Raw genomic sequence first — 15,487 nt, 5'->3', positions numbered from 1 at the left:
TTATGCCCCAGCCATCAGGGCCGGCCCCGGCGAAGGCCGCCCGACGATCACCTGACCCCAGTGCCCCGCAGCACGAGCAACGCCACGTCCACCGCCGCCACGACCACCGCTGCACCGAACGCCGTCCGCTCCCGGCGGCGCCCCATTACCGTCCCCGTCGCCGCGACCAGGACAGCCACCGCGAGGGCCATCCCTCCCCATCTGTCGGGCGGGCCGGCGGGGCCCAGTGCCAGAACGGCCGTCGCGGCCACCAGCGGGACCGGGAGCAGCAGGCGCGCACCATCAGGGCCGAATCTGTGCGGCCATCCCCGTACACCCAGCGCCAGATCCGAGCGGATGTCCGGCAGCACATCGCCCAGATGGGCTCCGACTCCCAGGAGCGCACCGGCGGTGACGACCCACCAGGGCGGCCACGGTTGCCCCGGCAGTCCCAGCGCCACGAACGACGGGAGCGTGGCGAAGCCCACCGCGTACGGCAGCCAGGACCATGCCGTCGCCTTGAGTCGCAGGTCGTACGCCCACGCCGCCGCCACGCCCACGAGGTGCACCGCGCCCGCCCGCACACCACAGGCCAGCGACAGCGGCACGCACAGCGCCAGCGCGACGTAGGCGGCCACCCACACATGCCTCACCTCGATCGAGCCGTCGACGACGGGTTTGCCTTGCCGGCCGGCGGCGATGTCCCGGCGTGCGTCGAAGGCGTCGTTGCACCATCCGATGGACAGCTGACCTGCCAGAACGGCGACCGTGGTGAGGACGAGACGCGCGGGGCCCTGGCCGGAGGTCACAACCATCACGGCCGTCAAAGCGGTGACGACCACCACGGGTGCGGGGTGGCAGGAACCGGCCAGGCCGACCGCCCGGCCCGTCCGACTCACGGTCGTGCCGTCGGCCGCCGCATGCTCGGGAGTGCCCACCTGGCCGATCGTAGACTCCCCGGCCCCGCCCGCCCTGACCACGCGCCCGGAGCCGAACGGCCGGACGGGCGATCCCTGGTGGCGAGCGTGCGGCGTGGGGAACACGTGGAGAGCAAGCCAGCCCAGTCGGTCATCGGACGGGAACCTATGACGCGGATCGCTGCCGTTCACGGCGCCCTCGCACCGCACCGTCGTGCCCAGTCCGAGATCACCGACATGGTGGCCCGCACGTGCCTGCCCGAGGGCACCGACCGCAGGGTCCTGGACCGGCTGCACCGCAGCGCCAGGGTCGACTCGCGCCACATGACGCTGCCCCTCGACCAGTACGGGGAACTGGACGGGTTCGGCGCGGCCAACGACGTCTTCATCGCCGCCGCCACCGACCTGGGCGGCCGGGCCGTGCGGGACGCACTGCGCCTGGCCGGGCTGTCGGCGGCGGACGTGGACCTGCTGATCTTCACCTCTGTCAGTGGCATCTCCACCCCGTCGATCGATGCCCGGCTCGCTGTGCGCCTCGGACTGCGGCGGGACGTCAGAAGACTGCCCATGTTCGGACTGGGCTGTGCCGGTGGCGCCGCCGGCCTGGCACGCATGCACGACTACCTCGTCGGCCGGCCCGACCACGTGGCGGTGCTCCTGTCGGTCGAACTGTGCTCGCTCACCTTCCAGCGCAATGACGCCACCATGGCCAACCTGGTCGCCACCGGGCTGTTCGGCGACGGGGCCGCCGCGGTCGTCGGGTTCGGGGCGCACCGCCCGGCCGAGACCGCCGGCCCGACGATCGTGGACACCCGCAGCCACCTCTATCCCGACACCGGGCGTTTCCTGGGCTGGGACGTGAGGGACACCGGCTTCCGGGTCGTCCTGGATCCTCGGGTCCCCGACGTCATGCGCCGTCACCTCGCCGATGACGTCGAGGGGTTCCTCGCAGACCACGGGCTGAAGAGGAAGGACGTCACTGCGTGGGTGTGCCACCCTGGCGGCCCCAAGGTGCTGGAGGCTGTCGCCGAGGCCCTCGACCTTCCCTGTGACGCACTCGATGTGACCTGGCGTCACTTGGCCGAGGTCGGCAACCTGTCCTCGTCGTCGGTACTGCATGTGCTGCGCGACACCCTGGCGGACCACCGTCCGCCGCCGGGCACGCCGGGTGTGCTGCTCGCCATGGGGCCCGGCTTCGCTTGCGAACTCGTATTGCTGCGCTGGTAGTTCGGATCTCGGAGGACTGAGGACACATGATCTGGTACGGACTGCTGGTGGCCGCCGTCGCCGGCGAGCGCGTCGCTGAACTCGTCGTCGCCCGTCGCAACGAACGGTGGAGCGCAGCCCGCGGGGCAACTGTCTCCGGCCAGGGCCACTACCCGGCGATGGTCGCCCTCCACACCGGGCTCCTGGGCGGCTGCCTCTACGAGGTATGGCTGGCGGACCGTCCTTTCCTGCCGGCACTGGCCTGGCCGATGCTCGTCCTGTTCGCGGCTGCCCAGGCCCTGCGGTGGTGGTGCGTCGGCACGCTCGGGCCCCGCTGGAACACCCGGGTGATCGTCGTACCCGGACTGCCTCTGGTGACAGGAGGCCCGTACCGCCGGCTGCGGCATCCCAACTACGTGGCCGTCGTCGCCGAGGGCATCGCCCTTCCGCTGATCCACACCGCCTGGGTCACAGCGACCTTGTTCACCCTGCTCAACGCCGCTCTGCTCACCGTCCGCATCCGCTGCGAGAACCGGGCCCTGGCCGCCTCGACCACGTCCGCTGCGGCGTGATCGACGTACTGGTGGCGGGCGGCGGGCCGGCCGGTCTGGCCGCCGCCATCCACGCCGCGCTCGCCGGCCTGGAGACGGTCGTCGTCGAACCCCGCACCGCGCCCGTGGACAAGGCCTGCGGCGAGGGCGTCATGCCGAGCGGTGTCGCCGCGCTGCGAGGACTGGGCATCGAGGTCACCGGCCAGGAACTGCGCGGCATCCGTTACGTGGACGGCACGGCGCGCGCCGAAGCGTGCTTCCGCGACCGCAGCGGGCTGGGCATCCGCCGTACGGCGCTGCACGCCGCGCTTCACCGGCGCGTTCTCGATCTCGGCGTGCGGATGGTGACGGGCAAGGTCGGCGAAGTCCGCCAGAGCGCTGACTCCGTCACCGCGGCGGGCACGACAGCCCGCTGGCTGATCGCCGCGGACGGACTGCACTCCCCTGTGCGGCGGACGGTGGGACTGGAGATGCCTGGCGTCAAAGACGGCCGCTACGGACTTCGCCGGCACTTCCGCGTCGAGCCATGGACCGACTTCGTGGAGGTCCACTGGTCCGGTGAGGGCGAGGCCTACGTGACACCGGTGGGCGAGGACCTGGTGGGCGTCGCGGTCCTCAGTCGCTGCCGCCGCAGCTACGACCAGCACCTCGCCGGCTTCCCCGCCCTCGCGGCCTCGCTCCGCGGTGCGGCGGCGACCGACGTACGTGGCGCGGGACCCCTGCGGCAGCGCGCGCGACGCAGAGTCGCCGGCCGTGTCCTGCTCGTCGGCGACGCCGCGGGCTACCTCGACGCCCTCACCGGCGAAGGCATCGCTCTCGGCCTTGCGACGGCACGGGCAGCCGTGCGCTGCCTGGCCGCCGGACGACCGCAGGAGTACGAGCGCGACTGGACGCGGCTGACCCGTCGCCACCGGCTGCTGACCGGCGCCCTCCTGGCCGCGGGCCGCCGTCCTGGCACCGCCCGTCTCGTCGTCCCGGCGGCGTCCCGGATGTCGCCGGTGTTCGCCGCGGCGGTTCACGCCTTGGAGTAGGGGAGCTCTGATCGCCCCACAGCTCCTGTTCGGGATCAGCGGACCGCTTGTGCAGACCACCAGGGCCATTCGGAGGTTCTGCTGTGGCGGCTGCCGCCGGCCGGGCTTCGCATTGGGCAAAGTGGATAAGTCGCCGCGCACCACGATGTAGCGACAGGGCTCCGGGAGGACCGTATGACCGCTTCGTCACCCGCCACCGACGTACCTCCGGCCCGGTACGACGATCTGCGAGCGCTGGTGTTCAACTGCACCCTCAAACGCTCGCCGGAGACGAGCAACACCCAGGGCCTGATCGAGCGCAGCACCGCGATCATGGAAGCCGAGGGAGTCCACGTCGACGTCGTCCGGGCCGTCGACCACGACATCGCCACGGGCGTGTGGCCCGACATGACGGAGCACGGCTGGGAGACCGACGCCTGGCCGGACCTCTACCGTCAGGTCATGGCCGCCGACATCCTCGTGCTGGCCGGACCGATCTGGCTGGGCGACAACAGCTCCGTGACGAAGCGGGTGATCGAGCGCCTCTACGCCTGTTCCAGTCTTCTCAACGACGCAGGACAGTACGCCTATTACGGCCGCGTGGGCGGCTGCCTGATCACCGGCAATGAGGACGGCGTCAAACACTGCGCGATGAATGTCCTCTACAGCCTGCAACACCTGGGGTACACCATCCCTCCCCAGGCGGACGCCGGATGGATCGGTGAGGCCGGCCCCGGGCCCTCCTATCTCGACCCGGGTTCCGGCGGCCCCGACAACGACTTCACCAACCGCAACACCGCGTTCATGACCTGGAACCTGCTGCACCTGGCCCGGGCGTTGAAGGATCTCGGTGGCATCCCCGCCTACGGCAACCAGCGCACCGCCTGGGACGCCGGCTGCCGCCACGACTACGAGAACCCGGAGCACCGGTAGCGGCGCCCGCAGAGAAACGGAGCATCCCGCCCCGGCGTCGGTCGGATGCCGCGCACGCCGCGAGGGCACGCGTACCCCCGGCAGCAGCCGCGTCCCGTCAGCCCGCCGCACAACCGGACCTGAGGAAGGGCCGTCACGCGGCTCAGCACACCCCGGCGCCTCCTGCCCGAAGACAGGAACGCGCCACGACCACAAGTCCGTTCGCACTTGCGCACAGCACACCTTCACTCGGATGAAGTGTTCACATATCCCGAGCGACTGGCGAATCAAAGGCAAGCAAAAGCGTGCACCGGACCATTCTCGGCTGCACGATCTCGGCCTTGCCGAAAAGAGCACCCGCATCTTCGGCAGACGGCCGAACCCTCACGAACTCGCGGATCATTTCGGAACAGCCTTTAGTGGCGCTCCCAGCCGAGTTTCTCCTCCGTCCGAACGGTGCCGCAACTCCGACGTTGCCGGTACGTTCCACGCACCGGGGTAACTGCCTCTGTTCCTGGGCTTCTTGGCGGCGGGTCTTCGGTTCGAGTCCGACCCGGTGCAGGCGCGTGCCGAGTTCCCGTCCCCGGCCAAATCGACCACTGAGGCCCGGGATTGACCAGGTCCCACGCGAAGGGGCGCCTCCCCGGAAGTCCGTAGTCGGCAGAGGACTTCAGCAGCTTCCTCCCGGTCCGAGCCGAGACCTTCACCGGCATATCGGTGACGATCGGCAACTGACCCAACTGACTTCCCATCACCTGCAGACCCTTTCCTCAGCTCACGCACATCCTGAGCCGGCAAAGATCTCCAGGTGCCGCATAAGAGCCTTCACTGCTGAGCCCGGGGTATTCCGCGAGATCAGCAGGTCTACGCGACGTGTACTCGCATGACGGAGCCCGTCGCCCTCGCTTCAGTCGATCTTTCTGCCGAACCGCACACGGCGACGTTCAGGCACCACCCCGACCGACACCTGCCCATGAGCCCTGCAGGGGGCATTCCTCGGCCCGCACCCCCCGACCGATATTCACCGTAATTCACCACATAAGGTACCAAAAGCGACACGACAGTATGTCCGTCTTGCCTTAGAATTTGCCATTTCACGCCATTAGCCGCGTACAAAACGCTCTGTCCATATCGGAGGCATTCACGCGAAATATCGCACTCTGATATGCAATCTAATGGCATCCCGACCCGTATCCCCTTCAGTGAGTCCTGTCACAGGGACGGGCGCCGGCTCCGAGCTCCGCTGAGCCCACTTCCCTTCCGCACAAAGAAGGTTGGGCTTTTCGATCAAACAGAGCGGCGGGCTCCCGTGGCCAGAGAAAGGGCTCTCACATTCCCCTGTGGGAATTCTGGTCTTGTTCCGCCCGCTCCTTCTCGCCTAATGTCACCGTCAATCCGGATGGAACGCCGAATCCTGCCGCTGTCCGGAACCCCACCCACTCGGTTACGCACGGCAGGAGCGGGGGACCCAGTTAAGCCGCCGATCCGGTTTCCGGAACGGCTCGGGGTGAAGTCGCATTCGCAGTGCGTCCGGACATCTCCCGTCCGAACCCGACAGCTCACCTCGTAGGCGACGGAGAGGAAACAGAACATGCCCGCAAAGGGAAAGCACCGCCGCATCAAGTCCATCTCGCTCACCCGGGGAATCGCCGTCGCAGGCACGGGCGCGGCTGTGCTCGTTCTCCCGGTGCTCGGCGCGACCAGCGCCGGTGCGGCCCAGGGCGTCCCGGCTGCAAAGAGCGCCGCGGCCCCCACGACGTACGTCGTCGCCCAGGGCGACTCCCTCGCCAAGATCGCCCGTGAGCACTCTCTGAGCGGCGGCTGGAAGAAGCTGTACCAGGACAACCGAGCCACCGTCGGTGACAACCCGGGGCTGATCCACCCCGGCATCAAGCTCACGCTCGGCACGAAGAGCCCGGCCGAGCCCGCGGCCACCAGGGCGTCCGCCGAGCGGGCCGACCGCTCCGAGCAGCGGACCGCGCTCACCGCCACCCCTGCGAAGAAGACCTACACCAACAACCTCGACGGCTGGATCAAGGAGTCGCTCGACATCATGGCCAAGCACGGGATTCCCGGCTCGTACGAGGGCATCCACCGCAACATCATGCGCGAGTCCTCCGGCAACCCGCTGGCCATCAACAACTGGGACTCCAACGCTGTCGCAGGTACCCCGTCCAAGGGGCTCCTGCAGGTCATCGACCCCACGTTCAAGGCCTACCACGTGGCCGGTACCTCGATGAACAGCTACGACCCCGTCGCCAACATCACCGCCGCCTGCAACTACGCGGCCGCCAAGTACGGCTCGATCGACAACGTGAACGGCGCGTACTGACAGCCGGTTTCACCATCAGGCTCGCAGTCGTCGCGGGCGGACCGGGCTCGTCCTGTGCCTGCCGTACGAGCAGGAACTCCCCAACGACTGCCTGTTGAAGCGCATCGATGATGCCGTGGCCCTGAAGTCCCGTAAGCACGAAGGGACTTCAGGGCCTTCTTCTGTCCTGTTCAACCCCTTGCACGCCATCACCGCCGTGCATATCCTCCCCGCGAATCGAAGCGCTTCGACATCACGGAGAGACACAGCATGGCAGACTCACACCCGGTCATCCCCGGGTTCCACCCGGACCCCAGCGTCTGCCGCGTCGGCGACGACTACTACCTCGCGTGCTCGAGCTTCGAGTACGTCCCCGGGGTGCCGCTCTTCCACAGTCGCGACCTGGTGCACTGGCGGCAGATCGGCAACGTCCTCGACCGGCCCGCACAGCTGCGGCTGCCCTGGGACACACCCTCCTCCGCCGGGATCTACGCGCCGACGCTGCGCCATCACGACGGTCGCTTCTGGCTGATCGTGACCAATGTGAGCTCGGGCGGCGGCAATCTGCTCGTCTCCGCGACCGACCCGGCGGGCCCCTGGTCGGACCCGGTCCCGCTGCCCGGTGTCCCCGGCATCGACCCGGATCTCGCCTGGGACGAGGACGGCGCGTGCTGGGTCACGGTCGCCGGGATCTCCCAGGTCCGCATCGATCCGTACACCGGTGAGACGATCGGCGAGCCGCGCCCGCTGTGGTCCGGCACACCGGGCGCCAAAGCCCCGGAGGCGCCGCACCTGCACCACGTGGGCGACCACTGGTACCTGCTGATCGCCGAGGGCGGCACCGAGCGTGGTCATGCCGTCTCCGTGGCCCGGGGCCCCGCGCCCACCGGCCCCTTCGAACCTTGTCCGGCCAATCCGGTCCTGACCCACCGCAGCACCGACGACCCCGTACAGAACACCGGCCACGCCGACCTGGTGCAGGCGCCCGACGGCACGTGGTGGATGGTGTTCCTCGGGGTGCGGCCGCGCGGCGGCACCCCCGGCTGGCACGTACTCGGCCGCGAGACCTTCCTCGCGCCCGTCACCTGGGAGGACGGCTGGCCGGTCGTCGGCCCGCCCGTGACGGCCGGGCCCGCGCCCGCCTCCGCCGAAGCCTTCACGGACGACTTCGACGACGCCGATCTGCAACCCTCCTGGATCTCGCTCCGCCACCGCTCACCACAGCACTGCACCACGAAGGAACGACCCGGCCGGCTGACGCTCCACGCCCTCGGGGCCGGGCCCGACGCCGCCGACGTCACCTTCGTCGGCCACCGGCAGCAGCACCTCTCCTGCCGCGTCCGCGCCCACCTCGACCCGGCGGACGGCACCGGCGGCCTAGCGGTCCGGCTCGACGAGCGGCACCACTACGAGATCGAGGCCGACGCCGCCGAAGTACGGGTGATCGCCCGCGTCGGACCGTTGCGCACCGTGGTGGCCTCCGCACCCCGCGCGACAGTCGGCGGGCCGCTCGTGCTGGGCGTCGACGTGACGCCCACTGACACCCCGCACGACGCGCGCACCGGCCCGGACACGGTCGCGTTCGGCGTCGAGGATCCGCACGGCACGTTCACCACGCTCGCGGCCCTCGACGGCCGCTATCTGTCGACCGAGGTGGCAGGCGGATTCACCGGCCGCGTCATCGGCCTGTACGCCGCGGACGGCACCGCCCACTTCGACTGGTTCCGCTACGAGCCGCTCACCGTCTGAACCCGGCTGCTGACCGGGACCACCGAACCCAGCCGCTGAAAGGGACCCCGTATGAGACAAGCACGGAGCCGCAGACGCCGCGTCGGACGGTTGGCGGGCCTCTTCCTGGCCCTGCTCACCACCGTCAGCACCTCCCGGACAGGGGCTGTGGCCGCTGCCCGCCCGGCTCCGGCCGCGGCCGCCTCCGCCATGGACACCGTCGCCGCCATGCAGCCCAGCTGGAACCTGGGCAACACCCTCGACGCCGTCCCCGATGAGACGTCCTGGGGCAACCCGCCGGTCACCAAGGCGCTCTTCGACACCGTCAGGAGCCAGGGTTTCCGCAGCGTGCGCATCCCCGTCACCTGGGGCAACCACCAGTCGGACCAGGCGCCTTACACGATCGACGCCGCGTTCCTGAGCCGGGTTCGGCAGGTGGTCGACTGGGCCCAGGCGGACGGTCTGCGCGTCGTGCTGAACATGCACCACGACTCCTGGCAGTGGATCAACAAGATGTCCACCGACCACGACCAGGTGCTCGCCCGCTACGACGCGACCTGGCAGCAGATCGCCACTGCGTTCAAGGACGAACCGCGCACTCTGCTCTTCGAGAGCATCAACGAACCGGCCTTCGACAACGCCGACGACGCCCGGAAGACGGCGCTGGTCGACGAGCTCAACACCTCGTTCCACAGCATCGTGCGCGCGTCGGGCGGCGCGAACGCGCAGCGCCTCCTCGTCCTGCCCACCGTCGGCGCCACTCCGGACCAGACCCTCATGGACGACCTGGCAGCCACCATCGACGGGCTCGACGACCCCAACCTGGTCGCGACCGTGCACTACTACAGCTTCTGGCCGTTCAGCGTGAACATCGCCGGCTACACCCGCTTCGACGCCACCGTCCAGCAGGACATGACCGACGCCTTCGCGCGGATGCACGACACGTTCGTCGCCAAGGGCATTCCGGTGTACCTGGGCGAGTACGGGCTCCTGAGCTACCCGGACTACACGCATCAGGACTATGTCGAGCGCGGCGAGGCCCTGAAGTACTTCGAGGCGCTCGGTCACACAGCCCGCGTCAACGGCGTCACCACCGCGCTGTGGGACCCGTTCTCGCTGCTGAACCGTGAGACGCTGCGCTGGCGCGACCCCGCCCTCTTCGCTCTCGTCAAGTCGAGCTGGACGACGCGCTCGGGTACCGCTTCGTCCGGCAAGGTGTACGTCCGCAAGGCCGACCCGGTCACGGACCAGTCGCTCACCCTCAACCTCAACGGCACATCGTTCAGGGGGCTTTGGCTGGGCGGCAAGAAGCTCGCCCAAGGCGTCGACTACACCGTGTCCCGTGACCGGCTCACGCTGACGGCGGCCGCTCTGAAGCGGCTGACGGGGGACCGCGCGTACGGGGTGAACGCCACGCTTCAGGCCCGGTTCTCGTCCGGGGTGCCGTGGCGGATCGACGTGACGACGTATGACCCGCCGCTGCTCGCGGACACGACGGGGACGACCTCCTCCTTCGCGGCCCCCGCCCGGTTCCGGGGCGACTCCCTCGCGACCATGGAGGCCAGATACGCCGACGGCGCCAACGCGGGTCCGGCCGACTGGACGTCGTACCAGCAGTTCGGCACCGCGTTCGCCCCGGACTACGACGGCGGCACGCTCAGGCTCACCGCCGACTTCCTGAACTCTCTCAAGGACGGTGTGCCGGTGACTCTCACCTTCCATTTCTGGAGCGGCGCCACCGTCACGTACCAGGTGACGCGGTCGGGAGACACGGTGACGGGCACCGCCGTCTCCTGACCGAGCACACCGAACGGACTACAACTCCCTTACCTCGTAAGGGAGTTTCGTTCCTGCGACCTCCACCGTGACTGCCCCGTCGACGGCGTCCCGGCGCACCCGGTACGCGGCGGCGGTGCTCCCGCCGTGGTCCGGCACCGTCACCGTCACGTCTCGCGCGCCCGGCGCGACGAGCAGAGTGACGCCGTCCGTCCAGTCGCCGTCGGGGCGCCGGTCGTCCGCGCCGAGCGGGACGACCGCGCCGGGACGGACGAACAGCGGCAGGCTGTCGAAACCGTGGGTCTCGCGCAGCCAGCGCCCGCCCTCGACCCGCTCCCCCGTCAGCAGCCGCGTCCACGTGCCCTCGGGCAGATAGAACTCGACGTCGCCGTCCGCCGAGAACACCGGCGCGACGAGCAGGTCGGGGCCGAGCATGTACTGGCGGTCCAGGACCCGGCATGTGGGGTCGTCCGGGAAGTCGAGGAGCATCGGGCGCATCACGGGGACGCCGGTGCGGTGCGCCTCAACCGCCGCCTCGTACAGGTACGGCATGAGGCGGTGCTTGAGACGCGTGAACTTCCGTGCCACGTCGACCGCTTCCTCGCCGAATGCCCACGGCACCCGGTACGAGACGTTGCCGTGCAGGCGGCTGTGCGAGGAGAGCAGACCGAAGGCGAGCCAGCGCTTGAAGACGGCCGGGTCGGGGGTGCCCTCGAAGCCGCCGATGTCGTGCGACCAGAAGCCGAAGCCCGACAGCGACAGGGAGAGGCCACCGCGCAGCGACTCCGCCATCGCCGTGAACGAGGCGAAGCAGTCACCGCCCCAGTGCACCGGGAACTGCTGGCCGCCGGCCGTCGCCGAGCGGGCGAAGACGACCGCCTCTCCGCTGCCGCGCTCCTTCTCCAGCAGCTCGAAGACGGTGCGGTTGTAGAGGTGCGCGTAGTAGTTGTGCATGCGCGCGGGGTCGGAGCCGTCGTGCCAGACGACATCGGTCGGAACGCGCTCGCCGAAGTCCGTCTTGAAGCTGTCGACTCCCATGTCGAGCAGGCCGCGCAGCTTGCCCGCGTACCAGTCGCGCGCGGCCGGGTCGGTGAAGTCGACGAGCGCCATGCCGGGCTGCCACAGGTCCCACTGCCAGACGTCGCCGTTCGGCTTGCGGACCAGATGACCCAACGCCAGTCCCTCGTCGAAGAGTGGGGACTTCTGGGCGATGTACGGGTTGATCCACATGCTGATGCGCAGACCGCGTGCCTTGAGCCGGCGCAGCATGCCGACCGGGTCGGGGAAGACGTCCGGGTCCCAGGTGAAGTCGGACCACTGGTACTCGCGCATCCAGAAACAGTCGAAGTGGAAGACGGTGAGCGGAATGTCGCGCTCGGCCATGCCGTCGACGAACGACGTGACCGTCTCCTCGTCGTACTCGGTGCAGAAGGAGGTCGTGAGCCACAGGCCGAACGACCAGGCCGGCGGGAGGGCGGGGCGGCCGGTGAGCCCGGTGTAGCGGCGCAGCACGTCTTTCGGGGTCGGGCCCGCGACGACGTAGAACTCGATCGACTGGTCCTCGACGCTGAACTGGAGCTGGCCGACGGACTCCGTGCCGATCTCGTAGCCGACCTTCCCGGGGTGGTTGACGAGGACGCCGTAGCCGCGGGAGGAGAGGTGGAACGGGACGTTCTTGTAGGCCTGTTCGCTGCTGGTGCCGCCGTCGGCCTGCCAGATGTCCACCGTCTGGCCGTTCTTGACGAACGGGGTGAAGCGTTCGCCGAGGCCGTAGATGTGCTCTCCGACGCCGAGCGCGAGCTGGGCGACCATGTGGTGGGCGCCGTCGGGGGTGGTGGCGAAGGCGGTGCCCTTGTGTTCGACGGCCGTCAGCCGGCGTCCTGTTGAGGAGTCGAGGAATTCCAGGCCCCACTCCCCTGCCGTGTCCAGGCGGAGGGTGAGCGGGCCCGTCGTCAGCTCGGTGACCGTGTCCTCGCGGGTCACCTGTGCGCCGGCGCCGCCTTCGGAGGGCAGCAGCTCGAAGTCGGGGCCCCGGTGCCGCTTGCCCGCGTGGTGGGTGAAGCGGACGCCGATGACGCCCTCGGCGGGGGCGAAGCAGTCGATGGTGATCAGAGGCTGGTTGAGGGTGTCGCCGCGGTCGCGGACGTGCCGGACGGCGGCGTACGCGGTGAACCGGTCGTCGGCGGCCAGGATCTGGCGGACCTCGGTGGCGTACGCGGCGTGGACCCCGTCGCGCATCAGCCAGAAACCGTCGGTGAACTTCATACGGTGGTCCCCCGTGGGATGAAAGTGAGCCGGGCCAGACGGGTCTCGCCGCCGAGCCGCACGCGCAGGTCACGTACTCCGCGGGCGGTGAAGTCGGCGTCCAGTGTGATGTAGTCGTACGGGCCACCGGTCGCCGGGACGGTGACGGTGCCGCCGTCCCCGATGGTGACGGTGCCCGCGCCCGCGCCCGCGACCGTCACGCGCACTGCGCACACTCCGTCGGCGCCCAGGTCGCAGGCTCTGTAGAGGAGTTCGGCGTCGGGCCCGGTGGCGGTGACGGCGTCGCCGGACGTCTTCGTGCGGTCGACGATCGCCGTGCCGCGCTGTTCGTCGTACGCCGCCGCGTCCAGGCCGTCGATGAGCACGGGACGGGGCGCGGGCTCGTCGCCGTCGAGGGTCAGGCGCGTGGTGAGGCGGATGTCCTCGCTGGAGGCGCCGACGAGCAGTTCATACGTCCCCGAGGTGACGCTCCAGCGGCCGCGGGTGACGTCCCAGTGGCCGAGGTCGGCGAGGGGCACGGAGAAGGTGACGCGCTCCGACGCCCCCGGCGCGAGGGCGAGACGGCGGTGCGCGAGGAGCTGGCGGCGCGGGCGCGGCACGGGCATGCCGAGCGGGCGGACGTACAGCTGCGGGACCTCGTCGGCGGGGGTGGTGCCGGTGTTGGTGACGGTGAAGGTGCACTCGAGTGTGTCGGCGCCGCGGTGCACGACGAGTCCGTCGTGGTCGAACGAGGCGTAGGACAGGCCGTGTCCGAAGGGGTACAGCGGTGTGCCCTCGAAGTAGAGGTAGGTCTGGCGGGAGCCGATGATGTCGTAGTCGAGCAGGTCCGGCAGGTCGCTGTCGACGGCGTACCAGGTCTGGGGGAGGCGTCCGGCGGGGCTGACGTCGCCCGCGAGGACCCGGGTGAGGGCGCGGCCCGCGGCCTGTCCGCCATGGGCGGTCCACAGCAGGGCGGGGAGTTCGGTGGCCGCGTCGGGCACGGCGTAGGGGTAGGCGCCGATCAGGGCCAGGGCGGTGTTCGGGTTGGCGGCGCGGGCCGCTCGCCACAGCCGGTCCTGGTGGGCGGGGAGGGCGAGTGTCGTGCGGTCCTCGGTCTCGCGGCCGTTGATGTGCGGGTCGTTGCCCGCGACGACGATCACCACGTCGGCGTCGGCGGCCGCCCGCGCCACGGCGTCCGCGCCGCGCTCCACGTACTCCATCTCGAAGGCCGTGCCCTGCTCGGCGACCTTCACGCCGTCGGTGGTGACAGCGACGTACCGGCCCGTGCCCGTGTGCCTCAGGAGGTGAGCGTCTCCGTGCCGTTCCAGGGTGTACGTCTCCTGGACGACCCAGCCGCCGGGCTGCTCGGCGGACGCCCGCACGAAGCCGTCCTCGGCGACGGACAGGTAGCGGCCGTCGGGTGCGCGCAGGGTGAGGACGCCGTTACCCCAGTCGACGAGGGCGAGCTCGGTGCCCGGCTCGGTGACGGTGGTGAGCGGCGGGAGGTCGGTGCGGCCCGCGAGGAGGGCGGGGTCGAGGGCGCCCTCGGCACCGCGCGCGCTCGCGTCGGCGTCGCTCTCGGGCACGTACAGCCATCCGGCGTCGCACCGCAGCCGCACCCGGTCCACGCCCTCCGTGAAGGTGACGTGCTCGGTGCCGAACCGCTCGCGCAGGCCGTCGAGCGGGGTGGAGCGGTGGATGAGGGTGCCGCTGTACCAGTCCGTCTTGCACTCGTCGGCGAGCAGACCGACGAGGGCGATGTGGGCCGTGTCGGGCAGCGGGAGCAGGCCGTCGTTCTTGAGCAGCACGACCGCCTGCTCGGCGGCTTCTTGCGCGAGGGCGCGGTGTTCCTCCGTGTCGAAGGCCCCGGCGCCTTCGAAGGGGTCACGGTCCTCGAACTCGCCCAGGCGTAGCCGCACATCGAGCTGTCGGCGTACGGCGGTGTCGATGTCCGATGCGCAGATCAGGCCCTGGTCGAGGGCGCGGCGGATCCGCCCGGTGATCGTCGAGGAGTCGGTGCCGTGGTCGGTGAAGCTGTCGACGCCCGCGACGAGGGCGGCGGCGGTGGCCTCCTCGTGGGTGTCGAAGTAGTGCTCGGAGTCGACGAGGTTGCTGGGCGCGCCGGCGTCCGAGCACACGAGGAGTTCCTGGCCGGTCCAGGTGCGCAACTGCTCGCGCAGATGGGGCGATACGTGGTTGGGGCGGCCGTTGACCAGGTTGTAGGCGGGCATGACGCCGGCGACGGCGCCCGCCTCGACGGGGGCGCGGAAGGCCTTGAGGTCGTACTCGTGCAGGACGCGGGGGCGGACGCAGGAGTTCGACGTGTCCCTGAGCGTCTCGTTGTTGTGGGCGAGCCAGTGCTTGAGGACGGGGGCGGTGCGCCAGAACGTGGGGTGGGTGCCGCGCAGGCCGCGCGTGTAGGCGGTGGCGATGGCGGCGGTGAGGTGCGGGTCCTCGGAGTAGCCCTCCTCGTTCCGGCCCCACAGCGGGTGGCGGAGGAGGTTGACCGTGGGCGCCCAGACGTTGAGGCCGATCCGGTCGTCGCGCTCGCGCATCGCGCGCACTTCGGCGGAGACGGCGTCGCCGATCCGCCGCACCAGGTCGTCGTTCCAGGTCGCGCCGAGTCCGACGGACTGCGGGAACACGGTGGCCGGGCCCATCCACGCCACACCGTGCAGTGCCTCCTGCCCGGTGCGGAACGCGGCGAGGCCGACCCGCTCCACACCCGGCGTGAACTGGTGCAGCAGCGCGATGCGTTCGTCGAGCGTGAGCCGGGACAGCAGGTCGTCGACGCGCTTGTCCGTCGGCGGTGCCGCGTCCGGGTGGAGCGGGAGTCTTTCGGTCACGTGCGGG

At 70.2% G+C, this 15,487-nt stretch carries 10 protein-coding genes and 1 riboswitch; of the genes, 7 read left to right on the top strand and 3 right to left on the bottom strand.

Going from position 1 to position 15,487, the window contains the following annotated elements:
- Positions 1 to 47: 47 nt before the first annotated feature.
- A complete protein-coding gene (locus tag OHO83_RS43905) occupies positions 48 to 917 on the bottom strand; it encodes a UbiA family prenyltransferase (protein ID WP_266681027.1) in 870 nt (289 codons plus the stop codon).
- Between the two features lie 147 nt (positions 918 to 1,064).
- Between OHO83_RS43905 and OHO83_RS43900 the strand changes: the two genes are divergently transcribed.
- The 7 genes from OHO83_RS43900 (at position 1,065) to OHO83_RS43870 (ending at position 10,411) form a co-directional block, all read left to right on the top strand.
- Complete coding sequence (locus OHO83_RS43900; protein ID WP_266681025.1) at positions 1,065 to 2,123, top strand: type III polyketide synthase; 1,059 nt, start codon at positions 1,065 to 1,067, stop codon at positions 2,121 to 2,123.
- Positions 2,124 to 2,149: 26 nt separating this feature from the next.
- The gene (locus OHO83_RS43895; protein WP_266681023.1) at positions 2,150 to 2,674 is read left to right on the top strand and encodes an isoprenylcysteine carboxyl methyltransferase family protein; all 525 of its coding nucleotides are present in this window, start codon (positions 2,150 to 2,152) and stop codon (positions 2,672 to 2,674) included.
- On the top strand, positions 2,671 to 3,684 hold the full coding sequence (locus OHO83_RS43890; RefSeq protein ID WP_266681021.1) for an NAD(P)/FAD-dependent oxidoreductase: 1,014 nt from the start codon (positions 2,671 to 2,673) through the stop codon (positions 3,682 to 3,684). The genes OHO83_RS43895 and OHO83_RS43890 overlap by 4 nt, the downstream gene beginning before the upstream one ends.
- Before the next feature lie 174 nt (positions 3,685 to 3,858).
- Positions 3,859 to 4,596 carry a flavodoxin family protein gene (locus OHO83_RS43885; protein ID WP_266681019.1) on the top strand — a complete coding sequence of 246 codons (738 nt, stop codon included), beginning with the start codon at positions 3,859 to 3,861 and terminating at the stop codon, positions 4,594 to 4,596.
- A gap of 1,374 nt (positions 4,597 to 5,970) precedes the next feature.
- Positions 5,971 to 6,163, top strand: a riboswitch (cyclic di-AMP (ydaO/yuaA leader).
- Positions 6,164 to 6,166: 3 nt separating this feature from the next.
- On the top strand, positions 6,167 to 6,907 hold the full coding sequence (locus tag OHO83_RS43880; protein ID WP_266681017.1) for a transglycosylase SLT domain-containing protein: 741 nt from the start codon (positions 6,167 to 6,169) through the stop codon (positions 6,905 to 6,907).
- A gap of 249 nt (positions 6,908 to 7,156) precedes the next feature.
- Positions 7,157 to 8,635, top strand: a complete 1,479-nt coding sequence (locus tag OHO83_RS43875) for a glycoside hydrolase family 43 protein (protein ID WP_266681015.1) — start codon at positions 7,157 to 7,159, stop codon at positions 8,633 to 8,635.
- 51 nt (positions 8,636 to 8,686) lie between these two features.
- Positions 8,687 to 10,411, top strand: coding sequence for a cellulase family glycosylhydrolase (locus OHO83_RS43870; protein ID WP_266681010.1), 1,725 nt, complete (start codon positions 8,687 to 8,689; stop codon positions 10,409 to 10,411).
- Between the two features lie 18 nt (positions 10,412 to 10,429).
- Here the strand turns inward: OHO83_RS43870 and yicI are convergent, their stop codons facing one another.
- Entirely contained in the window at positions 10,430 to 12,655 is a 2,226-nt protein-coding gene (yicI, locus tag OHO83_RS43865; RefSeq protein WP_266681008.1) for an alpha-xylosidase, read from the bottom strand.
- Positions 12,652 to 15,480 (bottom strand): glycoside hydrolase family 3 C-terminal domain-containing protein, encoded by a 2,829-nt coding sequence (locus OHO83_RS43860; protein WP_266681006.1) that lies wholly within the window; start codon positions 15,478 to 15,480, stop codon positions 12,652 to 12,654. Before OHO83_RS43860 ends, yicI begins: the two co-directional genes overlap by 4 nt.
- Positions 15,481 to 15,487: the final 7 nt, after the last annotated feature.

This window comes from Streptomyces sp. NBC_00569, from assembly GCF_036345255.1.
In the GTDB taxonomy this organism is placed as follows: Bacteria; Actinomycetota; Actinomycetes; order Streptomycetales; family Streptomycetaceae; genus Streptomyces.
The sequence above is the reverse complement of the archived record's forward strand: the minus strand, read 5'-3'. Positions and strand labels throughout refer to the sequence as shown.